Source organism: Bradyrhizobium sp. UNPA324 (assembly GCF_006658635.1).
GTDB classification, from domain to species: domain Bacteria; phylum Pseudomonadota; class Alphaproteobacteria; order Rhizobiales; family Xanthobacteraceae; genus Bradyrhizobium; species Bradyrhizobium nanningense.
This window is the reverse complement of sequence record NZ_LFJD01000004.1, coordinates 6,496,798-6,522,107: the sequence shown is the minus strand read 5'-3', so window position 1 is coordinate 6,522,107 and position 25,310 is coordinate 6,496,798. Positions and strand designations below refer to the sequence as shown.

The window sequence follows — 25,310 nt, the reverse complement described above, 5'->3', positions numbered from 1 at the left end:
ACCCACCGCTGGACCGTGCGGCCGGCGAACCGATACAGACGGTAGGAACGCCGTCTCATGCGAGAATTTGGCAGCGCCCCTGACCGGACGCCAGCCGGCAGGCCGAAGCTCAATCTCGCCAGACAGAAATGTTCGGCCGGTTTCACGAAATGGGTGAAAACGAAGCGACCTTGACGCGCTGGACATCCAACCTCAAGCAAGAGCGGGAAACATGTCTCGGATGGCTCGCTCGTGCGCCAGCAGGAAGGGGACAACGTCGATGTAGTCGGACAACTGGAAGCTCATGCAGATCATCGAAGCAGCCCCCTTGCCTTGCATGCAAACGCTCCTCCAACAGGAGGAGGCGAGGCGCGACCAATGTGCTATCCTCCAGCCGGAAGGACGAACGGAGACACCCCATGCCAACCAGCGTCAAGCAGATGCTCGAAGCCGCCAACGCCGCGGTCCCCAAGATCTCGTCGGACCAGGCCGCCGAGATGATCAGAAGCGGCAACACGCTCGTCGTCGACGTTCGCGATGCACCGGAGGTCGCCGCCAGCGGCAAGATCGCGGGGGCCGTCAATGTCTCGCGCGGAATGCTGGAGTTTCGCGCGGACCCGGAATCGCCCTATCACGACAAGGCGTTCGACAAGGCCAAGACCGTGATCCTCTATTGCGCGTCCGGCGGACGGTCGGCGCTGGCGGGCAAATTGCTGAAGGATATGGGCTACGACAAGGTCTACAATGTCGGCGGCTTCAAGGACTGGACCGGGGCCGTCGAGAAATAGCGATCGCCGGCCAATCGTCGCTGAGGCAAATGCGGCGCGCAGACCATCGATTTTCAAACAGAGCTGCGTGGCCGCGCATCCGCCGCCCTACTCCATCGACGCCGTCTGCCGCCGGCGCAGCTCGGACGGGCTGTGGCCGAACTTGCGGCGAAACACCGTGCTGAAGTGCGATGAGCTGCTGAAGCCAAGGCGATAGGCGATCTCGGTCACCGACAGCGCGCGCAGCTCCGGGCGCATCAGCGCGTCGTAACAACGCTGCAGGCGGCGGTTCAGGATCCATTCCGATACCGACATCTCGGTCGATCGAAACAGATAATGCAGATGCCGGAGCGAGACGCCGTTATTCCTGGCAATCTTCTCCAGCGAGAGATCAGGCTCGGTGAGGTGCTCCTCGATCCAGGCCTTGACCGAGCGCAGCCGCGCCTTGCGGGCAGTGGCGTCCTCCGAGAACTCGTCCTTGTCGCCCATGTCGAGCGCGAGCGCCAGAACGTCCATCAGCTCGTGGCCGAGCCGGCCTCGCGCCGTCTCCTCCAGGCTTGACGCCTCCGAGGCGAGCAGCGCGCAGAACTCGGCGGCGATCCGCCCCAGGCCACGTCCCGTCGCGATCGTCGCAGCCAAGGGCATCTTGCCTTCGGCGAAGCGCGAGGAAAACTCCTTGCGCGGAATTTCCAGATAGAGCGACCGGAATTGGTTCGAGCACTCCAGATCATAGGCATCGGACGCCGAAAAGATCGCGCCGATGCCCGGGCTGGTCGCCAGCGTCTGGCCGGCCTGGAGCACGTCCATGGTGCCCTGTTGCAGAAACTGGACGTAGTAACAATCCTTGTCGAGCTTGGCGATGTGCCGCTCGCGCCGCGATATGCGCTGCTCCGACAGGAAGACGTCGCTCATCGTGACCGGGCCAAATTGCGCCTCGCGGATAAAGCCCTGGTAGTCGGCCGGCTTCACCGCGTTCACGTCGACATGAACGTAGTGATCGCAAATGGCATCCTGCCAGGCCGCAAAGCGCTTGGCGGGATCCAGCTCCTCGGTCGTAAACACCAGATCCATCGGCGGCCCGTTGCAGCAGTTTGGCTGTGCAGCGCACAAAAGCTGATGGCTTCAATCTTAGGTTCCCGGCGGCGTCGCGCAAGGCACTTTGCGCGCCAGCGCAAAAGGTTTGCGCGTACACGCAAGCCATGTTGAGGCCGCTCGCCTATCAAGCGCAAAACAAGTCTTGGGACGGGGGAGGCAGCGCGCGCCGAGACGGCGATCCCGCACGCGCAATGCCCTAAGGGATGGCAAGCGATGAAGCGCGTTCGGATCAGCCAACAAGAGATCGTGTTTGCGGTCTTCGCCGCACTCTTCCTGAGCTTCTCGATCTTCCTCAACGGCTTTCTTTCTGCCGACAACATGCTGACATTGCTGCAGAACGTGGCAGTGCTCGGCATCCTTGGCCTGGCCATGGCGATCGTCGTGATCGGGCGCGGCATCGACCTGTCGCTGATCGCGGCCCTCGCCGTCCCCGGCGGCCTCGTGCTGCAGATGGTGCAGAACAGCCATTCGCTGCCCGCCTCGCTGCTGGCGGCCGGTTTGCTGTCGATCGCGGTCGGTCTCGTCAACGGCTGGCTGATCGCCTATGCGGAGGTGCCGCCCCTGTTTGCCACACTTGCAACCGGCCTGTTCGTCGCCGGCCTCGGCCAGGCCGCCCTCTTCCAGCTCGACGTCGTGCAATGGAGCGACGGCATGGCCGGATTCGAGCGGCTCGGCCAGGGCAGCATCCTCGGTATCCCCACCTCGATCGTGATGTTCGCGATCGCCTGCGTGGTGGTCTTCATCCTGCTGCGCAAGACGCGCTGGGGCGCCTACATCTACGCGATCGGCGACAACCCGTTCGCGGCGCGCGTCACCGGCATCCCGACGCGGCCCATCATCGTGCTGCAATACGTCCTCGCGGGGCTGATCGGCTGCTTTGCCGGCCTCGTGATGGCGGCCTCCGTCAATTCCATGCCGACCCGCATCTTCAACTCGACGTTGATCTACGACGTCATCCTCGTCGTCGTGCTCGGCGGCATCGGCCTGTCGGGCGGACGCGGCGGTGTCGTCAACGTCATCATCGGCACGCTCTTGATCGGGACGATGCTGAACGGAATGACGATCCTGAACATCCCCTATGCCGGCCAGAACCTCATCAAGGGCCTCGTGCTCCTGATCGCGGTCATCACCGACACGTTCCTCAATCCACGCAACGAAGAAACGGCCCAACAGGGCGATATCTGATCTGCCCAAGGGGAAAATGCCTGGGAAAACGCCCGTCCAACAAGGAGGAAGACAATGGCCTGCATGAATAAGTTCGCGCTTGCGAGTATCGCCACACTGGCGCTCTCGGCCGCCGCAGTTCCGGCCCTCGCCCAACAGGGCCTCGACGAGCCGTTTCAGAAGACCTTCCGGGAGGCGCTTGCCGGCAAGACCGTCGCCTACGTGCCGGTCGCGATGAACTTCGACCTGACCGAAGGCTGGTATGCGGGCCTCAAGAAGGAGCTCGAGCCGTTCGGCGTCAAGTTCGTCATTCGCGATCCCAACTGGAATACCAATGCCGGCGCACAAGCCGTCACCTCGCTGATCTCGGAGAAGCCGGCGGTGATGGTGATCCACAATCCGGACGTCCAGACCTACGCAAAACTGCTTCAGCGCGCGGAGAACGAAGGCATCTACGTCATCCAGATCAACATGGGCTCGGCCTATCGCAGCTCGGCCTTCGTCGGCGCCAACTGGATCGAGATCGGCGAGCGCCAGACCGAAGGCGTGGTAAAGGCCTGCCAGGGCAAGTCGAACAAGATCGCCATCATCCAGGGCGCGCTCTCCGCGGCGGCCAGCGCCTACACGCTCAAGGGCGTCGAAAACATCCTCGCCAAGCACCCCGAGATCAAGGTCGTCTCCAGCCAGGCCGCCGATTGGGATGCCGCCAAGGCCAAGGCAATCACCCAGACGGTGCTGAAGCAGAACCCCGACCTCTGCGGCATCGTCGGCTTCTGGGACGGCATGGACATCGGCACCGCCGCCGCGATCAAGGAAGCCGGCCTGACCGGCAAGGTGTTCCTGGCGACATCGGGCGGCGGCGAGCGCAAGGGCGCCTGCGAGCTCGTGAAGAACGGCTCGTTCGATCTGAATATGAGCTACGACGTGCCGACGCAGGCAGCCCAAATGGCCGGCACGATCAAGTGGCTGTTGTCGTCGGGTGCCAAGCCGGGATCGATCAAGGGCTCCGAGTACACCACGCTGATCCCGATCACCAAGGAGAATGCCGACACCCAGACGGCGTGCTGGAATCTCTCCGATCTCAAGAAGTGATCGTATCCGAAGCTGCGCGTTCCGCCCCTTCTGATGCGGAACGCGCAACCTTGCTCATGGAATCAGCGGAAGGCAGATGCGCGAGACACTGACCAGGCTACGCTATCGCTACTGGCCGGACCATCTCCTCGGCGAGATCCTGTCCAAACGATGGACCGAGACCGCCATTCCGGTGATCCTGCTCCTGATCGTCGGCTTCGCGCTCAGCCGCTCACTCGAGCACTTCCTGTCGCCGGCGAGCCTCGCCGACACCGCGCGGCAGGCCGGCGAGATCGGCTTCATCGGCCTCGGCATGGCGCTGGTCGTCATCGTCGGCGGCATCGACCTCTCGGTCGGATCGATCTTCGCGCTGTCGGATTTCTGCGCGCTCTACCTGCTCGACGTCCTCAATTGGCCCGTCCCGGCCGTGGTGGTCGTCACCATGATCGTCGGTGGGCTGCTTGGCGCCGTGAACGGCGTGCTGATCGGGTATCTCAGGCTCCGCGCCTTCATCACCACGCTGATCACGCTGATCATCTACCGCTCCGCCTACGATCTCCTGATCCAGCGCTATTCCAACGCCATCGCCTCGGCCTTCCCCGACATTCCGTCGTGGGACTTCATCGGCGGCGGCACCGTGCTCGGCATCCCCAGCGTCGCGCTGGTCTATATCGTGATCGCGATCTTCGGTCATATCTTCCTGACGCGGTTGCGACCCGGCTGGCACATCACCGCAATCGGCGGATCGCGGCGCTCGGCCTACAATTCCGGCATTCCCGTCCGCCGCACTATCGCGCTCTGCTATGTCGCGAGCGGCGTGCTGACCAGCATCGGCGCGCTGTTCTTTGCGGCGCGGCTCGGCACGGTCGGCGGCGACATCGGCGTCGGCCTCGAGGTGATCGTGCTGACCGCAACGGTGCTCGGCGGCATCACGCTCGGCGGCGGCAAGGGCTCGGTGGTCAAGTCCATGGTCGGCGTGCTGATCGTCCTCCTCGTCACCAACGGGCTGACCGCCATGAACGCGCGCGGCGGGGTCAACCGCATGGCGCTGGCCTCGATCCTGCTGGTGGCCGCGATGGTCGACATCCGCTGGCAGAAGAACCGCACCCGCATCATCAGCAAGGTCTACGTCGCCCCGACCTATCATGCGCTGCCGCCACCGCCACCGACCGAGATCGGCAAGGGCGGGCCGTTCGAGCAGAACGACAGGCTGCGCGACGTCTCGCTGATCGGACTCGGCCGGATCGAGGCGCCCGAGGACGTCATTCTCGATCGCAACGACGTGCTCTACGCCGGATCGCGGCACGGCGACATCATCCGCTTCTTTCCGCCCGATTACGAGCGGATGGAGGTGTTCGCGCATATCGGCGGCCAGCCGCTCGGCATGGCGTTTGACAAAGAGGACAATCTCTATGTCTGCATCGGCGGCATGGGGCTCTATCGCATCAAGCCCGACGGCACCGTGGAGAAGGCCACGGACGAGACCAACCGCAGCATCTATTCCGTGAACGACGACAGCCGCCTGCGGCTTGCCGACGATCTCGACATCACCGACGACGGGCTGATCTTCTTCTCCGAGGCGACCGTTCGCTACGAGATGGACGAGTGGCCGGTCGACGGGCTGGAGGCGCGCGGCAACGGCCGCATCATCTGCTACGACACCAAGACCGGCACGACCCATACCGCGCTTCGCGGCCTCAAATTCCCGAACGGCGTCGCGGTCGCGAGCGACGGGCAATCCATCCTGTTCGCCGAGACGTTCGGCTGCTCGATCAAGCGCTACTGGTTCGCAGGTCCCAAGAAGGGCGCCGTCGAGATCGTCATGGACAATCTGCCCGGCTACCCCGACAACATCAACCTTGCCTCGGACGGCAACTACTGGCTGGCCCTGGTCGGCATGCGCAGCCCGTCGCTCGATCTCGCCTGGAAGATGCCGGGCTTCCGCCGGCGCATGGCCAAGCGGGTGCCGGTCGACGAGTGGCTGTTCCCGAACATCAACACCGGCTGTGTCGTCAAGTTCAACGAGCAGGGCAAGATCCTGGAATCGTTCTGGGACCTCAAGGGCCTCAATCATCCCATGATCACGTCGATGCGCGAGCATCGCGGCTATCTCTATCTCGGCGGCATCGCCAACAACCGGATCGGCCGCTTCAAGCTCGACAATGCCGATCCGAACTTCGTGCAGTACGACAAGCGCTGGGGGAAGTCGCCGTGATCGCCACTATCAGCGAATTCGCCAACCGCTTTCTCGGCCGCGGCGAGGCGGCCATCACCGTTCCGTCGTTCGACGGGGCGTTGAAGCCCAACCAGGCGCTCGAACAGGCGGATATTCTCTTCGAATGCGAAGCGCCGGAAGACGTTGCCACGGACGGCACGTCGCTGCTCATTGCCGACGGCGTGCGGCTGATACGCCTTTCCGGAAACTCGGCAACGACGGTTCGTACCTTCGAGCGACCGATCTCCGCGCTGGCGTGCTTGCCTCATGGAGGCTTGGCTGTCGCGCTCGGCGGCACGGAGGTCCGGCTCTACGACAACACCGCGGCCGAGACGCCCGCGACCGCATTTTCGCAAGGGCTGCACGCCGTCAATGCGCTGGCGCCCGCCGCCGACGGCACGTTGATCGCAACCGACGGATCGTCGTTGCGCGGTGTCGACGATTGGGCACGCGATCTGATGGAGCTCGGCAGGAACGGCCGGGTGCTGCGGCTGGATCCGAAGACCGGCGCGGTCACGCAGCTCGCCGGCGGATTGGGCTACGCTTTCGGCACTGTGGCGAGCGACGGCGATCTGCTCGTCAGCGAAAGCTGGCGGCATCGCGTGATCTCGATCGCGCCGGACGGAAGCCGCAAGGACCTGCTGCGCCACCTGCCCGTCTATCCGTCCCGGCTTTCGCCGGCGCGCGGCGGCGGCTTCTGGCTCACCGCATTCGCCGCGCGCACCCAGCTCGTCGAGTTCGTGCTGCGCGAGCCGGCCTATCGCCGCCGCATGATCGCGGAGATCGCCCCGGAATTCTGGGTCGCGCCGCGGCTGCGGTCCGGCGATTCCTTCAAGGAGCCGCTGCAGGGCGCGCACATCAAGACCATGGGGGTGATGAAGCCCTGGGCGCCGCCGCGGTCCTACGGTCTCGTCATCCGCCTCGGGGCGGACGGCCTGCCGCGCACCTCGCTCCATAGCCGGGCCGATGGCGTCAACCACGGGATCGCGGCCGCGGTCGAATTCGGAGGCGACCTCGTGATGATCGCCAAGGGGCCCGGACGCATCATCAAGCTGCCGCTGGCCTCCCTCGGCGAGGAGGTCCGCGCATGAACGACCTGGTCCTGTCGCTATCGAAGGCGACCAAGCTTTACGCCGGCGTGCCCGCCATCGACGGTGTCGACTTCGAGCTGCGGCGCGGCGAGATCCACGCCCTGGTCGGAGAAAACGGCGCGGGAAAATCGACGCTGACGAAAGTAATGGCCGGCGTCGTGACCCTGACCTCCGGCGGCATGACGGTCGACGGCGTCGAAGTCACTCCGAAGACTCCGCTGGAGGCGCGCAACCTCGGCATCGCCATGGTGTTCCAGGAGAACAGCCTGGTGCCGACGATGACGGTGGCGCAGAACCTGTTCCTCGGCCAGGAGAAGTTCTACAATCGCCTGCGCGGCATCTACATCGCGGCCCAGCAATTCCTGCAATCGCTCAACTTCGACGTGACGCCGACCGCGACGGTCGGCGGGTTAGGGGCGGCCAAGAAGCAGATGGTCGAGATCGCTCGCGCCGTCCTGCACAAGGCGAAGGTGATCATCTTCGACGAGCCGACGGCGACGCTGACGCCGGAGGAGAAGAAATACTTCTTCGATCTGGTCAAGGACCTGAAGCGGCGCGGGGTCTCCATCATCTTCATCTCGCATGCGCTCGAAGAGGCGCTGTTGCTTGCCGACCGCATCACGGTGCTGCGCGACGGCAGGCATGTCGTGACCGACGACGCCTCCCGCTTCGACCGGGCGCGCATCGTCCAGGCGATGGTGGGGCGGGATCTCTCCAACACGCTCTACGGCGCGCGCAAGACGCAGGTCCGCCCCTCGGGCAAGCGGGTGCTGACGGTGCAGAACCTCAAGATGGCGCCGATGGTGAAGAACAACTCGCTGTCGGTGTTCGCGGGCCAAATCACCGGCGTCTTCGGCCTCGTCGGCGCCGGGCGCACCGAGACGTTCAAGATCGTCGCGGGCGTCATGAAGCGCGACTTCTTCCATGGCGGTGAGGTGATCCTCGAGGACAAGCCCGTCCGCTACCGCGTCCCCGCGCCGGCGGTGCAGGCAGGCATTGCCTACGTGACCGAGGATCGCAAGGTCGAGGGGTTCTTCGAGACAGCATCCATCGCGCGGAACATCTATCTCGGCTTGCTCGCCAAGTTTCCCAGGGGACGCGCCTGGCTGTCGCGGCGCGAAAGCACGGCGGCCGGAAAGTCCTGGATCGAGCGCCTCAAGGTGCGCGCCATCGGCGACGAGGCCAAGGTCGTCGAATTGTCCGGCGGCAACCAGCAGAAGGTCGTGATCGCGAAATCGCTGATCCAGGATCCGGAGCTCATCATATTCGACGAGCCGACGCGGGGCGTCGATGTCGGCGCCATCGTCGAGATCCACGAGCTGATCAATTCGCTGGCCGACAAGGGCAAGGCGGTGGTCGTGATCTCCTCCTACCTGCCCGAGATCATGGCGCTGTCGGACCGCATCCTGGTGTGCCGGCAAGGCAAGGTCGTCGAGGAGTTTTCCGCGCTGGAGGCGACGGAGGAAGCCATCATGTACGCGGCGATCCACTGACCGCTCTGCGATCAGGGCGTCGCAGCGCAATCGGCGCGGACGGATCAGGCGGAACGCGGCCTGGAGCCGGGCTGCCCGCTCGGCTCATTCAGCAGCTTGCCCGTGGTGCTGTTGACGAAGTGCAGCGACATGCAGGCCGGGCACCTCACGGGCACATAACTGTCCGCCGGCTCGGAACGCTCGGGCCGCTCGTCATCGGTCCGATGCTGGACGTTCATGCCGGTGCGCGGGCACCTGAAGAGGATCTGGCGCTGCATGCTGCTTTCATGCGCCCTAATCTGAGCCGGCGAAATTGCGGACGATCCCTTACGGGCCTTCCCTATGGTTTGCGATGGGTCAATGCAAATGGCCTGCCGCGCCCTATCCTCTGTCCAGCATCGGGCGCGCTGTCGATCCGGTGCCGAACGAAGCGGAGCCCGGACTCCTAGGCACTCCGGGCACCGCTTCGGAAGACAGGGTGCAAGCGACCGCGATCAGGGAGCCGGCTTTGGAGAGCGGCTTCGCCGGCGGGTTCGATGGAACGAAGGCCGGTACCGCGGGTTGGATGGCCCAGCCCTGGATAGACCATGCAATCGGCCTCGGTGCCCCCTTGGAAAACCTCCTCGGAAACCGAGGCTGATTGATTTCGCCCGGCCGGCCGACACGAATGCCCGCCGCCGGCGACAGGCCACCATCGGGACCGCCTCGACCAGGAGAGCAGCCATGATGTCCGCCAACCTCGACGATCTCTCTGCGGCTGTGCGTTACGCGCTCGAGACGACGCGCGCGACCACGGTCTGCCCGTTCCACGATGAGGTGATCATCCGCGTGGGCGACGACGCCGCCGAGAGCCATGCGTACGAACGCGCCAAGCGCATCCTCAGGAGCGATGGGACGCCCTTCGAGGCAAACGCCCTCAGGGAAGAGATCGGCCACCAGCTCGCCAGCGCCGCGGACGGCCGCTGCCCGAAATGCGACTGCACTCGTCCGGCCGGCTAATGGCTGCAGAGTGCGCGGGCGTTCACCTCTACCGCTTGCGGGAGAGGTCGGCGCGAAGCACCGGGAGAGGGTTTTCTCCTCTTGGGGATTATCCCGTTGCGGAAGAAGCCCTCTCCCCGACCTTCTCCCGCAAGCGGGAGAGGGGTGCACCTCCGGTTGCAGCAATCAAACGTGATCTCATCACACGCTGGGCCTTGGCCCAACTCAATCATTGCCTAAAGGCGCATGCAGCTGCGGTCAGGATGCCGCTCGCCTGGAAGCATTCTTGCTTTGTCTGGAGCGCGCAAGGCTCCCAGGCCGCCCGATCAAATATCCCTGCATCTCGTCGCAGCCTTCCTGTACCAGGACCGACATCTGTGTTTCGGTTTCGATGCCTTCCGCAAGCACCGGCACCCCGAGCCCGTGGGCGAGGCCGATCACGGCCCGTACGATGGCCAGCGACCGCTCGCTCTGGCCGAGCAAGGCGACAAAGGATCGATCGATCTTGATGCGGTCCAGAGGAAACGCTTCGAGGTATGACAACGATGAATATCCGGTTCCGAAATCGTCGAGCGCGATCAGGATGCCGAGCGCCTTGAGCGACTGCATCGTCCGCTTGGCGCGCGACATATCCTCGATCAGGACGCCTTCGGTGATTTCGAGCTCGAGACGCGCGGCCGCAAGCCCGCTGTCCCGGAGCGCCCGACGGACCTGCCCGTCGAGATTTTCCCGGCGAAACTGCGCCGCCGAGACGTTGACGGCCACCCGCAGCGGCTGATCCCATGACGCCGCTTCCCTGCACGCCTCCATCAGGACCCAGTCGTCGATCTCTGCGATGGAACCGCTTTGCTCCGCGATCGGGATGAATTCTCCCGGAGGGATGATACCGCGCACCGGATGCCGCCAGCGCACGAGCGCCTCATAGGCCATGAGCGTGCCGTCGCGATGCTGCTGCGGCTGATACTCCAGATAGAGCTCGCCTCGTTCGACGGCGTTGCGCAAATCGTGCTCCAGCGCGCGGCGGTCCCGCAGCTGCTGATCCATCGCGCTGGTGAACAGGCGGATGGCTCCCCTGCCCTCGTGCTTGGCGCGATAGAGCGCAGCATCCGCATTCGCCAGCAGTGAAACGGAATTATCGGCGTCTCTCGGATACAGCGCGGCGCCGACGCAGAGATCGATCTTCAGCGCATGGCCGTCAACCTCGATCGGCTGCTCGAATTGGGCCCGCATCCTGGTGGCGAGCAGCTCTGCGGTTGCTGGCAGCGGCGACTGATCGGTGATGCCGATGAATTCGTCGCCGCCGACGCGCGCCACATAGCATCCCTGCGCGGCTTCCTGCAGGCGCCGCGAGGCCTCGCACAGCACGGCGTCGCCGACGGCATGGCCGAAACGGTCGTTGATCTCCTTGAAGTGATCGAGATCGATGCAGAGCACGGCAAAGGCGCTGTCGGTAATCTCCGCTCTTTCGATCGCGGCGCCGAGATACTCGTCCAGGGCGGCCCTGTTCGGCAGTTCCGTCAGCGCATCGTGACAGGCGAGATAGCTCACCCTCTGCTGCGCCCGATTGCGCTCCGTCACATCGAAGGCGACGCAGACATGGGCGGACTGCCCGTCATAGACCAGCGGCCGGGATTCGATCACGACCTCGATCGCCTCGCCGTCAGCGGTCCTGTGCAATTCGCAGTCGCGTTCGGCTCCTGCCTGCTGCTCACCATGCGCGAGCTGATGCTCGGACATGGCGAGGAGATCCTGGCGGACATAGCCGTAATGCCGGCACATCGCGCCATTCACGGCGATGAGCTGACGCGTCTTCGCATCGACAACCCACATCGGAAGCGGGTTCTCTTCGAAGAGCAGGCGGAAAGAGGCCTCCGCTTCCGCTAGCGCCCTCTCGGTTCGATGGCGCTCCGTGATGTCCTCGTGGGTCGCAACCCAACCCTTCCCCTCCATCGGGCGATGCCGGATCCGCACGATCCGCCCGTTGGTCAATTCCACATTCGTATCCGAGTTCTCGGCGGTCACCGAAGCGCTATTGCGCCAGTCCAGATAATCCTGCTTGGACATCTTCGGGGCGCTGCCGACCGAATAGCGGAGATCGACGATCTCGTTCAGCTTCATGCCCGGCCGGACCAGTTTCGGGTCGAGATCGTAGACCTCGAGGTACTGCCGGTTGCAGACGATCAGGCGCTGATCGGTGTCGAAGAAGCAGAGACCGTGGGACATGTTATTGAGCGCCCTGTCGAAGCGCTCCGCGAATGCGGTCGCGGTCTGCTCTGCGGCCCGCGCGCGATCACCTTCCTCGGACAGCCGTCCGTGGGTCTCGACCAGCTTCACGAAAGAACGAAAATTAGTGTTGATCATCCGGGCGAGCAGGGCAAGCAACGCCAGCAGATTGATCCCGACCGAGATCATCATGCCGTCACCGGAGAGCAGTAGGAGCGTGGCGATCGGTGCACCGGCAATCAGCATCGTCAGCAGGGACGCCGGCGGGAAGCTGCCGAGGCAATAGGCCGTTCCGACGCATCCCATGAAGATGAGAAGGGCAACCGGAGCGCGCAGGCCGGGATCCACGGCCATGAACAGCGCGAGAATCCAGATCACGAAGCTGGAGCAGATCACCACGGTGGCGAGACGAGCCCTTGCAAGCTCGCGATAGGCTTCCTCGGCGGTGAAATCGGCCTTCTTCAACCGGAGCCATTGGGCCAGCCGGAACGAACAAATGGCAAGGAGAGCGGCCGGCAAGGCAAATCTCAGCCATGCCGAGACCGTGTCCGGGAGGACCAAGCCTACGCTGATGCTGTCGACGAGGAGCACGGCGTAGAGCACCGGCACCTGCTCGCGAAGCACCCGGAACTGCTCGACGAGCAGCGCGCGGCCGAGCGGATCGGTCGTGTCGCCCACGGAGAAAGAATCACGAAGCCGCGCGAAGAAGCCCATCAATGCCGTCCCAACCACTCCGAAGGCTAGGGCAGAGAGGCGAAGGACCCGTAAAGGCGTGTGGTGTCTCCGACCTTAACGCGGCTAGCGCGAATAGGAAGAAGCCAATCCCGTCAACGAGTTCCGCGCTCCGCAACCCGCCATCGCGGAGGTTGAGGCGGTTCCAGCCGCGCTCAATCTTCAACCCGGTACAGCCGCCACCGCTCCGGCACGCCCTTGAGCTGGTGCATGCCGTGATCCCTGAAGCGGATCTCGGACTGCGCCACCAGGTCCCTGACCGCGCTCGAGACGAGAACTTCGCCGGCACGCGCCTTGGCGGCGACGCGCGTGCCGATGTGAAAGGCGAGACCGACCATCTCGCCCCCGCTCACACTATATTCGCCCGCATGCAGCCCGACCCTGATGTCGAGCCCCAGCGTGCGCACGGCCTTTTGAATCGCGGTCGCGCAGCGGATGCCGGAAGCCGGCGCCTTGAAGGTCGCCAGTACGCCGTCGCCGGTGGTCACCACTTCCTTGCCGCGCGTGCTTTTCAGCTCCTTGCGCACGGCGGCGTAATAGTGGCCCATGACCTTGGTCCAGCGCGCATCGCCGAGCTTCGCGGCCTTTGCGGTGGAGCCGACGATATCGACGATCAGGATGGTGGCGAGTGCTTGCTTGAGCTCGGCACTGCGCTCGCCGGATCGACGCCGCAGCTCGATCGGTCCGATCAACGGCTCATAGCGGTGGCTGCGGCGCCGCGCGATCGCGGCCTTCGTGTAGTCCTGGGCACGCAGCACCGTGCCGCAGCGAACCGTCTTCTCCTGCGGCAGACGCGTCCAGTAGACCGTTCGTCCATCGCCAGCGCCCTGGACCTCCACGGCGCCCCACTTCAGGAAAACCGCCGAACCAACCCGCCGGACGCACCACGCCTTCGACGTGTACCCCGATACGTTCGACTGATGGACTCCGATGCGAAGAAATTTGGGCATGTACGTGCAGCTGATCGTAGGACCGTGGGCTGGTCGAGGTGAAGCGTAGTTGCACATTCCCGCGTTGGCAACAGGCGAACTGCCGTGCGCGCTCACCGAGCAATGGCTCGCAGTCGACTTGGATCTCGTCGATCATCCCCTCCGCGTCGGCGCAATCGTCAGACGGATTCCGATCGCGGTCAGTGCCACCCCCGCGACGAGAGAAGCATTGATCGGCTCCTTCAGCACCCACGCGGAAATCAGCAGGCCCACGCTGGGTGTCGCCAACAGCGCCATCGACATGGTGCTTGCGGCAAAGCGACGGCCGGCCTCGACCACGGCCCAATAGGCGAACGCGGTTGCGATCGGTGCTACATAGAGGAGCGTGGCCGCGCCAAGCGGCGATATTGTTGGCGGGGCTCCCTCGACAGAGATCGCGATGGGAAGGAGCAGGATTGCCGCGATGAGCATTTGCCAAGGGGCGAGGCTCAACGCCGAAGAGGTGAAGCGATGCCCCCGTACTGTCACGATGGTGATGGCCCAAGCCGTTGCGGCGCCCATCAGCATCGCGTAGGCCAGGGTTTGCCTGCCGACGACGGCAAAGGATGGCGAGGCGATAACGGCAGTTCCTGCACATCCGACCAACACGCCCGCCACCGCCTTCGGCCCCAGATCTTCACCCAGCCGCCAGGCCGCAAGCGGCGCGACCACGATAGGTGTGGCAAAGGCCAGCACGGACGCGCGCCCCGGCGGCAAGATCGTCAGGGCGAGACCGGTGAGCGCCGAATACGCCGCCATTTGAAGCGCGCCCGAAATGACGACGAAGGGGAAATCAGCGGGCGGCGGCAACGCAAGCTCACCCCGCGCAACCAGCACTGCGAACAGGATGAGCGCCGCGACCGCATAACGCAGAAAGCCATACCAGATCGGCGGAATCTGTCCGACACCAATCTTGATGACCGGCCAACTGACGGCCCAAATCAACACCAGGGACAGCAGCAGCAGCCAGTCGCGCGGCTTCGGGGCGACGGCTCGGATTGCTGCAGCGGTCGACGATCTAGAATCTTTCACTGAACGGCCGCAGATCGAGCTCATGGGTCCACGCGCTGCGGGCCTGCCGGTGCAACTGATAATAGCTCTGTGCGATCGCCGCAGGCTGAAGCAGGGTCTCCGAGGAATCGTCCTCCCGCGCGATCATGCCGTCGAGGACGACGTGCGCCACATGAATGCTCTCTGAGCCCAGCTCGCGAGCCATCGCTTGTGCCAGCCCGCGCAGGGCGAATTTCGGAGAGGCAAACGCCGCAAATCCGGCGCCGCCGCGGACCGATCCGGTTGCACCGGAGAAAATGATCGTTCCGCCTCCGCTCTCCAACATGGACGTCGCCGCGGCGCGCCCGACCAAGAACCCGGCAAAGCAACCCGTGCGCCACGCCTGCTCGAACAAATCCGCGGAAATGTCGAGGATTCCTCCCCGATCCCATATGCCGACGTTGAACACGACCAGGGATGGCGGTCCAAGTTCGCCCCGCACGCGTTCGAACACCTCTTTGACCTGCTTAGCGTCCGTGGCATCGCAAGAGTAACGGCGAACCAGATCGCGTTGGGGCTCGCCCGCACCGCCACTGCGCGAGACCGCAGCCACGCGCATGCCCTCATCCGCAAAGCGCGCAACGAGCGCGTTGCCCAATCCGGCACCCGCGCCAACAACAATGGCGATCTCATTCGAGCTCATGTCCGGGTCTCCTGGTTTCAGTTGACGTCACGCCTTGGATTTCACGTAACGGACGACGCCGATGACGTCCTCGGCGACGAGCCGTCCGATCGCGCCGCTGGAATAGACGGCGGTGATCACCCTCCCGTTTGGGTCGAGAACAAAGCCGGTGGATTGCAGATAGCGCGGGCTTTCGTTGACATAGGCGCCGGTCACCGCAGCGATCCTATCGGCATCGACGCGATAGCCGACCGCAAAGTTCAGCCGATGCTTCTCCACTAGCGTCGCTGCGTCGATCTTGTCGTCGACGGACATGGCAACGACCTTGATTGCGAGCTCATCGAGCTTCTCCTTCGCGCGCGCAAAGGCCGAAAGCTGCGCATTGCAATACGGGCACCACGACCCGCGATATATCAGGACCACGCCGTGGTGGCCTGCCAAGTGGGGCGCGACCGAAACGGTGCCGTCGGCGACCGTATCGAACGTCAGAGCCGGAAAGGCATCGCCATTGTTGAGACGGGACATTCTTGTCTTCTCGAAAAAGTGGACTATTTAGTCCAAATACTTGCCAGCGCATTTGCTGTCAAGTACGGTGAAAGCCATGAACGAAAACGTGACTACAATGCCCAAGACGGCACGGGGCGCGGCAACACGCGCGCGCATCGTCGATGCGGCAACGGCGCTCGTGCGCGCCCGAGGCGCCGCAAACACGACGATCGATGCAGTGATCGAAGCCAGCAAGGCCAGCAAATCGCAGGTCTATCACTACTTCGCCGACAAGGATGAGCTCGTGCTGGCGGTGATCCAGCGGCAGGCTGAGTGCGTGCTGGGAACTCACGAGGGCCTGTTGCGAAAGCTCAATTCCCTCACCGGGCTTCGCCGCTGGCGCGACGCGGTGGTCGAGCTGACGGATCAGACCAATTGCGCAGGCGGCTGCCCGCTCGGCTCGTTGGCGGCAGAACTCTCGGAGACGCCGCGCACGCGCGCAGCGCTGGCGGAGAGCTTTGCGCGCTGGGCTGGCTATTTCGAAGCGGCATTCGCGAGAATGCAGACGCGGGCCGGGAAGAAGCCCACCAACGATCTGAAGGCGCTTTCAGAGGCTATGCTCGCCAGCCTGCAAGGAGGACTGCTGCTCGCACAAACCTTGCGCTCGACAAGGCCTCTGGAGTTGGCGCTGGATATGGCGATCGAGCATGTCGCCGCGCGGCTCGAGCTTTAGCCGGGCTGCCCGCCTCAGCCGTGATACGCAAACAGCTCGATCGGATCGCTGAAGCCGCGCACCTCGTGCTTGCCGACGTGCTCCAGCTCGAACTTCGGCTGCACCAGCTCCGCAAAGTCGCGCGACAGCAGCACCGTTCGTCCCAGCTGCTTGGTGAGGGCTTCGAGCCGAGAGGCCATGTTGACGGCGGGGCCGATCACGGTGAAGTCGAGCCGGCTGGTCGATCCGATATTGCCGTACATGACGTCGCCGACATGGACGCCGATGCCGTAGTTCAGCGGCGCGCGGCTCGTCGCGTTGTTTCGCTCGTTCAGGGCCACCATGGCCTGACGGGCCTCGGTGACGGCATGGAGCAGGTTTGTGCAGGCGTTGGGCTCTTGAAGCGGGAAGATGGCGAGCAGTCCGTCGCCGATGAATTTCAGGATCTCGCCGCCGTGCCGCGCGATCGGCTCCGACATCGCGTCGAAATAATCGTTGAGCAGATCGATGACATCGTCGCGCGGCCAGTTGTCTGAAATCTTGGTGAAATCTCTGAGGTCGCAGATCATGATCGCTGCGCGCACCGTCGTGCCGGTGCCGCGCCGGGTGGCGCCGGCCAGGATGAGCTCGCCGGCATGGGAGCCGACATAGGTCTCCAACAGGGTACGCGCCAGACGGTTCTTGATGCGGATTTCGCTGACCAGCGAAAGCACCGGCAAGAGCTTCTTGAGGGCGGCGATATGCGCGTGATCGAAGCCGCCGGGCCGGTCGGTCGCGAAAGTGATGAGATGCCGCTTGCCGAGCGTATGGTAGAGCGGCCATGCCACATAGTCGGTCAGGCCCCTTTCGCGCATCTCGTCGTAAAGCGCATGCTTGCGGCCGAGCGCGGGGTCACGTTCGAGATTCTCCCGCACCTCGGTCGCGCCGTCCTGCATTTCGTTGGCGGGGCTGCCGATGTATTCGGACCGCTCGCGCACGTCATAGTCGACCCGCGCGATCTCCGCCTCGCGCATGCCGTCGGACCACATGAAGCGGGCGCCAAGCCATTGCGGATGGTGGATCAGGACATGAAGCGTCGACCGCTTCAGCGGAATGCCCACCTGCTGGAGCCGGATGCACATTTGCGCGAAAATGTTGTCGATGAAGCGCTCGTCGCGCGTGCCGTTGGTCAGCCAGTCGACGACGCCGTCGGACAGCGTGGGAGCATTGTTGGTCGGCACGTTCATATCGTGCCCCTTAAGCTGTGGCCTGCATCGCAGCACATATCGCGCTCCAGTTGCGCGCCGTCAACCTGGCCAATTGCCCGGATTGTGCGCAGGGAGCGATCGCGCTAGCCGACCGGCCGGATCGAGCCCAGCACCGCCAGCCCCGACATCAGCGCGAGCTGCGAGGCCGCGGCGAGTTCCACCTTCAGCGTGTCCGCGTGCGAAAGCAAAAATTCTTCGCCGTCGAGGCGGATGCGGCAATCGCCGCGCGCGGCGTAAACCAGATGTGTGCCGGCGGCAAGCAGCCGCGTGCCGGGCTCGCGAAGCGCAACAAGATCGATCTCCGCCGCACCGCGCCGGGCCATCAGGTTCACAACCTCGACCGGACCTTCTTCGAGCGCGGTCACGATCTCCATCTCGCCGGTGAAGCGCACCGTCGTAAAAGGTTCACGCTCGTCGAACTCCTGCGTGGGCGCCTTCAGCACCAGCCCGCGACCGCCGACGACCATCTGCAAGCGATCGATGCCCGGCATGTGAGAGAACGGGCCGGGTGCCACGATCGGCGTGGACGCAAAGCGCCAGAGCAGGCTGTCCCAATTCTTCTGCGGAGCGTCTTTGCGATAGGCATCCGCAATGTCGGTGAAGATGCCGCCGCCGTTCTTCCAGGGCGCGCGCGTGTAGTCTTCGGATCTAAGCAGTGTTGCCTTCATGGAGATCCTCGATGCGTTGAGGGTGCAGGGGAGTGCGTTCGCGCGCATCCAAGAGCGGCTCGGCCTCCTTGCGCACCAAGTCCAGATGCGTGAATAGCGAGACGTGGCGGCCGTCGGGGATCGCCAGCAGCTTCGCCTGCGGGACTGCCCGGCAGACATTCTCGGCATGCGAGAACGGCACGACATTGTCGGCGCGTCCGTGCACGACAAGAACAGGCGCCGAGATCGATCCCGCGGGCAGCTGTTCCAGCGCGGCAAACTGCGCGATGTCGTTGATAGTTCCCGGAAGCCGGGCGGACAGATGTGCGAACACACTCGCTTGCAAGGTGCGCAACAGCGGACCGGCCTTCGGATGGCGCAAGGTCCGTTCGCGCATGGCGACATCGGGAATCGCGCGGCGGGCACCGGCTTGCGGATTCCGTTCAGCCTGCCACTTCAGGATGCGAGGCAATCCGGGAAGACGTGCTAGGTGGCGCATCAGGCGCAGGCGCGCTTTGATCTCCGGCGGCGTTTGCAATTGTCCCGTGCAGGCCGAGACCAGCACGAGCGAGTGGCAGCGCGAAGGGTGCCGTGCGGCGAATTGCAGTGCCGAGGGACCGCCGGCGGAGACCGCAACGACCGCCGCACTCGCAATCCCGAGCGCGTCGAGCAGCGCTCCATAGACATCGGCCTGTTCGTCGGGTGACGTGCCAAGCGCGAGGCGCGAGCCGAGATAGCCCGGGCGGGACACGGCCACCACCTGCTTGTCTCTGAGCGTCCTGGCGAGGGCGCGCGCCAGCAGCCACGACTGGTCGTGGCCGCCCATGCCGCCATGGATGGCCAGGATGGCGGGCCCCTCACCTGCGATCGCGCATTGGGCTGTCCCGCGAGAGGTCTGCACCGAAACCGGGGCAGGCCCGGCGAGCGGCAAGTCGTCCGGATTTGCGATCATGCCGCAGCTTCCGGTCGTCCGGCTGCGCTGGTCTTGAGCTGGCGCAGAAGCGCGGCCGCCTCCATCGGCGGCCGACGCTCGATCCTGCGATAGGCTCGCCCATCGGCCGTGCGTGAGACGAGGCCGTGATCGCATAGTGCGCGGCGAAGCAAGGCATCGTCGGCGAAAGCGTGTCGACTGTTCAACAGCCTCTTGACTTCCGCCTCGGCCAGACTGCACCGCGGCGGGAAGCCGGACCACAACACCCAGAGGCTCAGCTGCTGCAAATTGTGGCGGGCCGGCCAACGCAGCAGCCTGCCGTGGTCGTCGAAATGGCGCGCCGCGCGTTGCACGCGTTTCAAATCGACCGCATCGTCTTGGGCCGCGGGACTGCTGCGGTCATCCGCGGGCTTGCCGACCGCACCTGCCCGGAAGTGCTGGTAGTTCTTGTGTCCAGTCGCGCGCGCAAGAATGTTGAGCAGCTCGACGTGCCCGGGTGGCGACGTCCGCTGCAGAAGCTGGGCGCGCACGGATTTCGCGAGCGCGGAGATGTCGCTCGCAACAAAAGCAATGGGAGTTCTGGCCATGACCAATCCTCGATGTGCCGATCCGGATAGGATTGTCGGAGGTCACCGGCTTACGACGCGGCACGAGGTTTGGTGTCGGTACGAATGAGCCTTGCAGGTTTAGCTTCCCTCGCGGGACGGTGACGCCTGGGTGAACTGCAGACCCACCCAATCCTTACTATAGACGCCCGGCGGGCTCAAGAGCCTGATGTGAGATGCGCGGACGGCGCGATCGGAGCGCCGCCTGTCGCGGATTCTGACGCCGCTATTTCGACGTCAGGGCCGCCACCGCCCGCCAGGCGGCGCCGGGCGCGGCCGATGCGAGCTGCCGGCAGCGGTCGCGCATCAGTTCGGCGGGACGATCGTGGCCGCGCCGCTTCAACACCGTCTCGAAATCGGCGAGCGCGTCGGCAAAGTGCCGCGCGCGATAGCAGGCGAGGCCGCGCTCGTAATCCGCGATCCAGCCGATCGCCTCGCCGCCGATGGCGCCCTCGTTCACCATCCCGATCAGTTCGTGGACGGAAAGTCCCTCCTCCCGTCCGTAGACCGCGATGCTGTCGACCTCGCGCGTGATGACGGCGCCGCGCGCCAGACGCTCGGTGGTCTCGCCGATCAGGATCTGCGTACCATAGGATTTGTTGGCGCCTTCGAGCCGGCTGGCGACGTTCACGGCATCGCCGATCACGGTGTAGTTCAGCCGCAGCTCCGAGCCGATATTGCCGACCAGCATGCGGCCCGAATTGATGCCGATCCGGATCTGGAGCGGCTGGCCGAGATCGTCGACGAGGCCCGACTCTTCCACCGCCTTGCGACAGGCGAGCGCCGCGCGGCAGCATCGCGCGGCATGATCGTCCTGCGGCTGCGGCGCGCCCCAGAACGCCATCACGGCATCGCCGATGAACTTGTCGATGGTGCCGCCATTGGCGACGATGATCTCCGAGGTGACGTCGAGATAGCGCGACAGCAGCGGCACCACGCGATCGCCGAGCCGCTCGGACAGGCCGGTGAAGCCGGCAATGTCGATGAACATCACGCTGAGCTCCTGGACGCCGCCGCCGGGCCTCGCCTCGACACCCTGGCGCAGCAGGTCGCGGACGAGATCGGCCGGGATGAACTTGCGGAAGGCGGACAGGCCGGACGCCATCTCGGCGATCGCACCGGACAGGCTCGCGATCTCCTTGAGCCGTGAGGGATGGCGGCGGACCTGCTCCAGCGCGAAGGCTTCGACATGGCGAAGCTCACCGACGACGCGCGACAGCGGCGCAGCAATGACCGAGCGCGCCAGCATCGCCGAGGCCAGCGCCGCGAGCACGGCGCCGATGGCAAGGCCCAGGATCAGGCGGTGCAACGTCGTCTCGACCGGCCCGAGAAATTCGGCCTCCGGAATCACGGTGGCGAGCGACCAGCCGGGAAACGGCAGCGGCGTCAGCGCAACCTCGTAGGCCGCGCCGGCCGTCGTGAGCCGGCTTCGCCACGCCTCCTTGCGGCCGGCCTCCCCCGCCTTGTCGAGCGCCAGCCGCGCGAGCGGCAGCAGCGTGGTATCGCCGCGCGCCGGATGGAGCTCGTCTGCGTCCTTGTCCGGCGCCGCGACGAGCTCGCCGCTGCCATCAACGATGAAGGCAGTCCCGGTGCGCCCGACCTCGAGCTGCGACAGGAAGCGCGCGAGCCTTGTGTATTCGATGATGACGGCCAGAACGCCTTGCCGCTCCTGATAGACGTCGATCGGGCCGGCAAAGGCGATCGACGGCCGCTCGCCGGTCGCGTGGTCCATCACCCTGAACCATTGCGGATCGTCCGCGTTGAGCCCGGCCTTGAACCAGGCTTGATCGGCGACGTGGAAGCCGGTCGGCTCGAAGCGGCGATTGGCGAACTCGATGTCGCCAGGCACCACGTCATATTCATCGACACGGCGCTGGCCTCGATGGTCCGTCAGCGAAATCTCCATCATCTCGAGGCGGCGATCGCCGAGCTTGTGGGCGGCGAAGAAGGAGCCGTCGGGCCAGCCGAAAGCGACCCAGGAGATCGTCGCTTGCGACTGCAATTGCGAGAGAAACACGAACTCCCGCTTGTCGGCCTCGCGGGTGTCGAGCACGTTCTGCAGGAACAGCGTGCGGATCGCGGTGTGCGCGGCGCGCGCCTCGTCGACGATGGCCGAGACCTCCTTGCGCACCGCCGCCACGATCTGCTCGTTGATGGTCGAGGCGAGCTGCCGGCTGGTCGCCTCCGCCGTACGCCACCAGAGCAGGCTGGAGAGGGCGGCCGTCAGCAGGATCGCAGCCAGGACCAGCGCGGACACCGCGAGGCGGATGCTGACCGTCAGCCTTGCGATCGCACGAAGCCGTCGTTCGGGATCAACGTTCATCGCTGTCTTCGCCTGCCGGTTCACGCGCGCCACTGACATTGCTCTACGCCGCCGGCGCTCGTCCGTTACGTCTGGCAGGAAACCGACCCGCGCCGCCAATGCCCGGTGGCTACCGTCTCGATAGAGCCTAGGCATTGGCTTTGAGCCGACGCCTGCCCGCTAATACCGGCCCAAGCGCACCGGCGGTGCGCCCGATCCAATCGGTCTCACGGCTTCGTGAGCAGCCTGCAGGTAACGCAAGCTGCGCGCGCGGCGAAGGAGACCATGCGCGCATCGCCTGCCAGGCGGCGCCCATCTCGAACAGGAGAATCTCGATGTCTGCCAAACATGCCGTCACCTCGCTGGTCCTCGCCGGCGCCGTATCGACCGCGCTCGCGACCCTCGCCGCCGCCGGCCCGCTGACCAAGGCCGAGGCGGAGGCTGCGGTCGCCGCCAAGAAGGAGAAGTGCTTCGGCGTCGCGCTGAAGGGCCAGAACGATTGCGCGGCCGGACCGGGCACGACCTGCCAGGGCACCTCGACCGTCGACTTCCAGGGCAACGCCTGGAAATTCGTGCAAGGCGGCACCTGCACCAGCATCGAGCTGCCGGGCGGCAAGAAGGGTTCGCTCAAGCCGGTCTAACGGACGGCGCGACGTCGCCAGCGAGCACGAACGGAGCAGCACGATGAGCACGGTGATCCAGCCGACCCGACCGGCAGCCACGCCGCTCCGCTTCGCGACCCCGATCGGCGGCGTTGCCGGGACGAGCTTCAAGCCCGAGCATCTGCCTGATATCCGCGAGGCCGGACCTCGGCGTGGCTTCTTCGAGGTCCATGCCGAGAACTACATGGGCGACGGCGGCCCGCCGCATCGCGCGCTGGAGGCGATCCGCCGCGACCATCCGCTGTCCCTGCATGGCGTCTGCATGTCGATCGGCGGACCGCGGCCGCTCGACAAGGCGCATCTGGCGCGCTTCCGCGGCCTGGTCGCGCGCTATCAGCCGGCGCTGGTGTCCGAGCACCTGGCCTGGTCGACCCATGAGACCAGCTTCTTCAACGATCTGCTGCCCCTACCCTATACCGAAGCGACGCTGGCTTGCGTCTGCGACCACATCGACCAGGTGCAGGAGGCGATCCGCCGTCCGCTGCTCCTGGAAAACCCGTCGACCTATGTCGCCTTCCGCGACTCGTCGATGCGCGAGACCGAGTTCATCCGGGCCATCGCCCAGCGCACCGGCTGCGGGCTGCTGCTTGATATCAACAACGTATTCGTCTCCGTCACCAATCACGGCTTTTCGGCACTCGATTATCTCGCGGATTTCCCGCTGTCGCACGTCCGGGAAATTCATCTTGCGGGCCATGCCGAGCAGACCGACGACGAAGGCGATCTGCTGTTGATCGACAGCCACGACGGCCCGGTCGCGGACGCCGTCTGGAAGCTTTACGAGATCGTGATCCGGCGCCGCGGCGCCGTGCCGACGCTGATCGAATGGGACAGCAAGATTCCGGACTGGCCGGTGCTGCAGGCGGAAGCCGCTGCCGCACAGGCCATCCTCGACCGTCATCAGTCCGCAGCGACTGGAGGAGAACGTCATGCGGCCTGAAGCCAGTTTGTCCTTCGCCGATTCGTTCGCGCCGGCGCTGCTAAATCCGGCACGCAGCACGCCTGAGGTCGTGACCGGCCCGAACGGCAAGGCCGCCGGCCGGCGCTACGACGTCTACCGCAACAACGTCACGGTCAGCCTGATCGACGCGCTCGCCGCAGTCTACCCGGCGGTGCAGCGCATCACCGGCGCCGAGTTCTTTCGCGCCATGGCGCGCTTCCATGTTCGCAGCAATCCACCGACCTCGCCGCTGCTGTTCCAGTATGGCCGCGAGTTTCCCGCGTTCATCGAAGCTTACGAGCATGCGCAAGAGATGCCCTGGCTCGCCGACGTCGCGCGCATCGAGCGAGCCTGGCTCGACGCCTATCACGCGAGCGACGCCGCGCCGCTGCTCCCGACTCGGCTGTCGGCGATCGCGCCGGGACGGCTCGCGGACGCCGTCTTCATCCCGCATCCGGCGATGCGGATCGTCCGCTCGCCGTTTGCCGCCGTCACGATCTTCGCCGCCAACCGCGACGACGCCCCGGTCGACCGCATCGATGCGTCCAGGCCGGAGGACGCGCTGATCACACGGCCCGAATTCGACGTCGCGGTGCGGCACCTTCCGGCCGGCGGCGCCGTCTTTGCCGCCCGCCTCGCATCCGGTCAGCCGCTCGGCGAAGCTGCCGCTACGGCACTGGATGCATCGCCCGAATTCGACATCGCCGCGAACATCGCCGGCCTGATCGAAGCCGGCGCCTTCACCTCGCTTGCTTGCGGAGACGCATCATGATCACGGACCAACGCATGGCGCCGGGCGGCGGACTGCCGTCGCTCTGGCTGCTCGTCGACAAGGTCAATCAACTTGTGCAGACGATCGCCACCCCCTCGCTGGTCCAACTCGTGCTGCGCCTCGCGCTGGCGGTGCCGTTCTGGCGCTCGGGCATGCTCAAATGGGGCGGCTTCCTCAGGCTCAACGACACCGCCGTGACGCTGTTCAGCGACGAGTTCATGCTGCATCTGCCGGGCGGGCCCTATCACTTTCCAGCCCCGACATTGATGGCATTCCTGTCGGGCTCAGGCGAGATCATGTTTCCGATCCTGCTCGTGCTCGGGCTCGGTACACGGTTCGCAGGGCTTGGACTCTTGTTCATGACCGTCATCGTCGATCTCACGGTGCTCGACGGCTGGCCGATCCACCTCACCTGGGCGGCGATGGCGCTCGGCATCATGGCTTACGGGTCGGGAAACATCTCGCTCGACCACCTGCTCTGTCGCGCGCGATCGCACGCGCGGTAGTTACCCGATTTGTATCTCCACGAGCACTCCGTCATCCTGAGGTGCGCGCCCTTGCGCGCCTCGAAGGATGGGC

The 25,310-nt window shown here is 65.1% G+C and carries 25 protein-coding genes; 12 read left to right on the top strand and 13 right to left on the bottom strand.

The annotated features are described in order from the left end of the window. Positions 1-192 precede the first annotated feature (192 nt). Positions 193-318 carry a hypothetical protein gene (locus UNPA324_RS36005; protein WP_283810282.1) on the bottom strand — a complete coding sequence of 42 codons (126 nt, stop codon included), beginning with the start codon at positions 316-318 and terminating at the stop codon, positions 193-195. A gap of 80 nt (positions 319-398) precedes the next feature. Here UNPA324_RS36005 and UNPA324_RS31310 point away from each other — a divergent pair, with 80 nt between their 5' ends. Continuing rightward, a complete protein-coding gene (locus tag UNPA324_RS31310; RefSeq protein ID WP_128918635.1) occupies positions 399-767 on the top strand; it encodes a rhodanese-like domain-containing protein in 369 nt (122 codons plus the stop codon). Positions 768-854: 87 nt separating this feature from the next. On the opposite strand, the gene UNPA324_RS31305 is transcribed toward UNPA324_RS31310, so the two are convergent. After that, positions 855-1,817: a helix-turn-helix domain-containing protein gene (locus UNPA324_RS31305; protein ID WP_128918636.1), complete on the bottom strand. Its 963-nt coding sequence runs from the start codon at positions 1,815-1,817 to the stop codon at positions 855-857. Between the two features lie 237 nt (positions 1,818-2,054). On the opposite strand from UNPA324_RS31305, the gene UNPA324_RS31300 reads away from it, so the two are divergent. From UNPA324_RS31300 to UNPA324_RS31280, 5 genes are all read left to right on the top strand, one after another. Beyond that, positions 2,055-3,026, top strand: coding sequence for an ABC transporter permease (locus tag UNPA324_RS31300; protein WP_141937817.1), 972 nt, complete (start codon positions 2,055-2,057; stop codon positions 3,024-3,026). 54 nt (positions 3,027-3,080) lie between these two features. After that, the gene (locus UNPA324_RS31295; protein ID WP_141937815.1) at positions 3,081-4,097 is read left to right on the top strand and encodes a sugar ABC transporter substrate-binding protein; all 1,017 of its coding nucleotides are present in this window, start codon (positions 3,081-3,083) and stop codon (positions 4,095-4,097) included. 76 nt (positions 4,098-4,173) lie between these two features. Next, the gene (locus tag UNPA324_RS31290) at positions 4,174-6,291 is read left to right on the top strand and encodes an ABC transporter permease (protein WP_141937813.1); all 2,118 of its coding nucleotides are present in this window, start codon (positions 4,174-4,176) and stop codon (positions 6,289-6,291) included. Next, positions 6,288-7,382 (top strand): SMP-30/gluconolactonase/LRE family protein, encoded by a 1,095-nt coding sequence (locus tag UNPA324_RS31285; protein WP_141937812.1) that lies wholly within the window; start codon positions 6,288-6,290, stop codon positions 7,380-7,382. The genes UNPA324_RS31290 and UNPA324_RS31285 overlap by 4 nt, the downstream gene beginning before the upstream one ends. After that, positions 7,379-8,875, top strand: a complete 1,497-nt coding sequence (locus UNPA324_RS31280) for a sugar ABC transporter ATP-binding protein (RefSeq protein WP_128918641.1) — start codon at positions 7,379-7,381, stop codon at positions 8,873-8,875. Before UNPA324_RS31285 ends, UNPA324_RS31280 begins: the two co-directional genes overlap by 4 nt. Before the next feature lie 44 nt (positions 8,876-8,919). Here the strand turns inward: UNPA324_RS31280 and UNPA324_RS31275 are convergent, their stop codons facing one another. Then, entirely contained in the window at positions 8,920-9,132 is a 213-nt protein-coding gene (locus tag UNPA324_RS31275) for a hypothetical protein (protein WP_128918642.1), read from the bottom strand. A 445-nt stretch (positions 9,133-9,577) separates the two neighbouring features. On the opposite strand from UNPA324_RS31275, the gene UNPA324_RS31270 reads away from it, so the two are divergent. Continuing rightward, entirely contained in the window at positions 9,578-9,853 is a 276-nt protein-coding gene (locus UNPA324_RS31270) for a hypothetical protein (RefSeq protein ID WP_128918643.1), read from the top strand. Between the two features lie 237 nt (positions 9,854-10,090). Here the strand turns inward: UNPA324_RS31270 and UNPA324_RS31265 are convergent, their stop codons facing one another. The 5 genes from UNPA324_RS31265 to UNPA324_RS31245 all read right to left on the bottom strand — a co-directional run bounded on the left by UNPA324_RS31265 (position 10,091) and on the right by UNPA324_RS31245 (position 15,952). Continuing rightward, positions 10,091-12,733 (bottom strand): EAL domain-containing protein, encoded by a 2,643-nt coding sequence (locus UNPA324_RS31265; RefSeq protein WP_246667254.1) that lies wholly within the window; start codon positions 12,731-12,733, stop codon positions 10,091-10,093. Positions 12,734-12,942: 209 nt separating this feature from the next. Next, positions 12,943-13,737 (bottom strand): adenylate/guanylate cyclase domain-containing protein, encoded by a 795-nt coding sequence (locus UNPA324_RS31260; protein ID WP_141937808.1) that lies wholly within the window; start codon positions 13,735-13,737, stop codon positions 12,943-12,945. A 132-nt stretch (positions 13,738-13,869) separates the two neighbouring features. Next, positions 13,870-14,811 (bottom strand): DMT family transporter, encoded by a 942-nt coding sequence (locus UNPA324_RS31255; RefSeq protein ID WP_128918646.1) that lies wholly within the window; start codon positions 14,809-14,811, stop codon positions 13,870-13,872. Further along, the gene (locus UNPA324_RS31250; protein WP_128918647.1) at positions 14,774-15,448 is read right to left on the bottom strand and encodes an SDR family NAD(P)-dependent oxidoreductase; all 675 of its coding nucleotides are present in this window, start codon (positions 15,446-15,448) and stop codon (positions 14,774-14,776) included. The genes UNPA324_RS31255 and UNPA324_RS31250 overlap by 38 nt, the downstream gene beginning before the upstream one ends. Positions 15,449-15,475: 27 nt before the next feature. Continuing rightward, a complete protein-coding gene (locus tag UNPA324_RS31245) occupies positions 15,476-15,952 on the bottom strand; it encodes a redoxin domain-containing protein (protein ID WP_141937806.1) in 477 nt (158 codons plus the stop codon). Between the two features lie 76 nt (positions 15,953-16,028). Here UNPA324_RS31245 and UNPA324_RS31240 point away from each other — a divergent pair, with 76 nt between their 5' ends. Next, positions 16,029-16,646: a TetR/AcrR family transcriptional regulator gene (locus UNPA324_RS31240; protein WP_128918649.1), complete on the top strand. Its 618-nt coding sequence runs from the start codon at positions 16,029-16,031 to the stop codon at positions 16,644-16,646. A gap of 14 nt (positions 16,647-16,660) precedes the next feature. Here UNPA324_RS31240 and UNPA324_RS31235 read toward each other — a convergent pair whose 3' ends face one another. The 5 genes from UNPA324_RS31235 to UNPA324_RS31215 form a co-directional block, all read right to left on the bottom strand. Then, positions 16,661-17,851: an adenylate/guanylate cyclase domain-containing protein gene (locus tag UNPA324_RS31235; RefSeq protein ID WP_141937804.1), complete on the bottom strand. Its 1,191-nt coding sequence runs from the start codon at positions 17,849-17,851 to the stop codon at positions 16,661-16,663. Positions 17,852-17,955: 104 nt separating this feature from the next. Then, positions 17,956-18,540, bottom strand: coding sequence for a HutD/Ves family protein (locus UNPA324_RS31230; protein WP_181769583.1), 585 nt, complete (start codon positions 18,538-18,540; stop codon positions 17,956-17,958). Then, positions 18,521-19,471 carry an alpha/beta fold hydrolase gene (locus tag UNPA324_RS31225; protein ID WP_141937800.1) on the bottom strand — a complete coding sequence of 317 codons (951 nt, stop codon included), beginning with the start codon at positions 19,469-19,471 and terminating at the stop codon, positions 18,521-18,523. Before UNPA324_RS31225 ends, UNPA324_RS31230 begins: the two co-directional genes overlap by 20 nt. After that, positions 19,468-20,037, bottom strand: a complete 570-nt coding sequence (locus UNPA324_RS31220) for a DUF2087 domain-containing protein (protein WP_128918708.1) — start codon at positions 20,035-20,037, stop codon at positions 19,468-19,470. Before UNPA324_RS31220 ends, UNPA324_RS31225 begins: the two co-directional genes overlap by 4 nt. Before the next feature lie 244 nt (positions 20,038-20,281). Further along, a complete protein-coding gene (locus UNPA324_RS31215) occupies positions 20,282-22,378 on the bottom strand; it encodes an adenylate/guanylate cyclase domain-containing protein (protein WP_141937798.1) in 2,097 nt (698 codons plus the stop codon). A gap of 314 nt (positions 22,379-22,692) precedes the next feature. Here UNPA324_RS31215 and UNPA324_RS31210 point away from each other — a divergent pair, with 314 nt between their 5' ends. The 4 genes from UNPA324_RS31210 to UNPA324_RS31195 are packed head-to-tail and all read left to right on the top strand — an operon-like array spanning position 22,693 to position 25,237. After that, positions 22,693-22,998, top strand: coding sequence for a BufA1 family periplasmic bufferin-type metallophore (locus tag UNPA324_RS31210; RefSeq protein ID WP_128918654.1), 306 nt, complete (start codon positions 22,693-22,695; stop codon positions 22,996-22,998). A gap of 43 nt (positions 22,999-23,041) precedes the next feature. Beyond that, positions 23,042-23,959 carry an MNIO family bufferin maturase gene (gene bufB / locus UNPA324_RS31205; RefSeq protein WP_141937796.1) on the top strand — a complete coding sequence of 306 codons (918 nt, stop codon included), beginning with the start codon at positions 23,042-23,044 and terminating at the stop codon, positions 23,957-23,959. Then, positions 23,949-24,731, top strand: a complete 783-nt coding sequence (locus UNPA324_RS31200; protein WP_141937793.1) for an HvfC/BufC N-terminal domain-containing protein — start codon at positions 23,949-23,951, stop codon at positions 24,729-24,731. Before bufB ends, UNPA324_RS31200 begins: the two co-directional genes overlap by 11 nt. After that, positions 24,728-25,237, top strand: a complete 510-nt coding sequence (locus tag UNPA324_RS31195; RefSeq protein ID WP_141937789.1) for a DoxX family protein — start codon at positions 24,728-24,730, stop codon at positions 25,235-25,237. The genes UNPA324_RS31200 and UNPA324_RS31195 overlap by 4 nt, the downstream gene beginning before the upstream one ends. Positions 25,238-25,310: the final 73 nt, after the last annotated feature.

Excerpts from the sequence above, each read along its gene's own strand:
- UNPA324_RS31310 (WP_128918635.1), top strand. The coding sequence starts at position 399 with ATGCCAACCAGCGTCAAGCAGATGCTCGAAGCCGCCAACGCCGCGGTC.
- UNPA324_RS31250 (WP_128918647.1), bottom strand. The coding sequence starts at position 15,448 with ATGAGCTCGAATGAGATCGCCATTGTTGTTGGCGCGGGTGCCGGATTG.
- UNPA324_RS31240 (WP_128918649.1), top strand. The coding sequence starts at position 16,029 with ATGAACGAAAACGTGACTACAATGCCCAAGACGGCACGGGGCGCGGCA.
- UNPA324_RS31290 (WP_141937813.1), top strand. The coding sequence starts at position 4,174 with ATGCGCGAGACACTGACCAGGCTACGCTATCGCTACTGGCCGGACCAT.
- UNPA324_RS31275 (WP_128918642.1), bottom strand. The coding sequence starts at position 9,132 with ATGCAGCGCCAGATCCTCTTCAGGTGCCCGCGCACCGGCATGAACGTC.
- UNPA324_RS36005 (WP_283810282.1), bottom strand. The coding sequence starts at position 318 with ATGCAAGGCAAGGGGGCTGCTTCGATGATCTGCATGAGCTTCCAGTTG.
- UNPA324_RS31295 (WP_141937815.1), top strand. The coding sequence starts at position 3,081 with ATGGCCTGCATGAATAAGTTCGCGCTTGCGAGTATCGCCACACTGGCG.
- UNPA324_RS31245 (WP_141937806.1), bottom strand. The coding sequence starts at position 15,952 with ATGTCCCGTCTCAACAATGGCGATGCCTTTCCGGCTCTGACGTTCGAT.
- UNPA324_RS31200 (WP_141937793.1), top strand. The coding sequence starts at position 23,949 with ATGCGGCCTGAAGCCAGTTTGTCCTTCGCCGATTCGTTCGCGCCGGCG.
- UNPA324_RS31210 (WP_128918654.1), top strand. The coding sequence starts at position 22,693 with ATGTCTGCCAAACATGCCGTCACCTCGCTGGTCCTCGCCGGCGCCGTA.
- UNPA324_RS31305 (WP_128918636.1), bottom strand. The coding sequence starts at position 1,817 with ATGGATCTGGTGTTTACGACCGAGGAGCTGGATCCCGCCAAGCGCTTT.
- UNPA324_RS31235 (WP_141937804.1), bottom strand. The coding sequence starts at position 17,851 with ATGAACGTGCCGACCAACAATGCTCCCACGCTGTCCGACGGCGTCGTC.
- UNPA324_RS31300 (WP_141937817.1), top strand. The coding sequence starts at position 2,055 with ATGAAGCGCGTTCGGATCAGCCAACAAGAGATCGTGTTTGCGGTCTTC.
- UNPA324_RS31225 (WP_141937800.1), bottom strand. The coding sequence starts at position 19,471 with ATGATCGCAAATCCGGACGACTTGCCGCTCGCCGGGCCTGCCCCGGTT.
- bufB (WP_141937796.1), top strand. The coding sequence starts at position 23,042 with ATGAGCACGGTGATCCAGCCGACCCGACCGGCAGCCACGCCGCTCCGC.
- UNPA324_RS31280 (WP_128918641.1), top strand. The coding sequence starts at position 7,379 with ATGAACGACCTGGTCCTGTCGCTATCGAAGGCGACCAAGCTTTACGCC.
- UNPA324_RS31195 (WP_141937789.1), top strand. The coding sequence starts at position 24,728 with ATGATCACGGACCAACGCATGGCGCCGGGCGGCGGACTGCCGTCGCTC.
- UNPA324_RS31270 (WP_128918643.1), top strand. The coding sequence starts at position 9,578 with ATGATGTCCGCCAACCTCGACGATCTCTCTGCGGCTGTGCGTTACGCG.
- UNPA324_RS31215 (WP_141937798.1), bottom strand. The coding sequence starts at position 22,378 with ATGAACGTTGATCCCGAACGACGGCTTCGTGCGATCGCAAGGCTGACG.
- UNPA324_RS31230 (WP_181769583.1), bottom strand. The coding sequence starts at position 18,540 with ATGAAGGCAACACTGCTTAGATCCGAAGACTACACGCGCGCGCCCTGG.
- UNPA324_RS31220 (WP_128918708.1), bottom strand. The coding sequence starts at position 20,037 with ATGGCCAGAACTCCCATTGCTTTTGTTGCGAGCGACATCTCCGCGCTC.
- UNPA324_RS31260 (WP_141937808.1), bottom strand. The coding sequence starts at position 13,737 with ATGCCCAAATTTCTTCGCATCGGAGTCCATCAGTCGAACGTATCGGGG.
- UNPA324_RS31255 (WP_128918646.1), bottom strand. The coding sequence starts at position 14,811 with ATGAGCTCGATCTGCGGCCGTTCAGTGAAAGATTCTAGATCGTCGACC.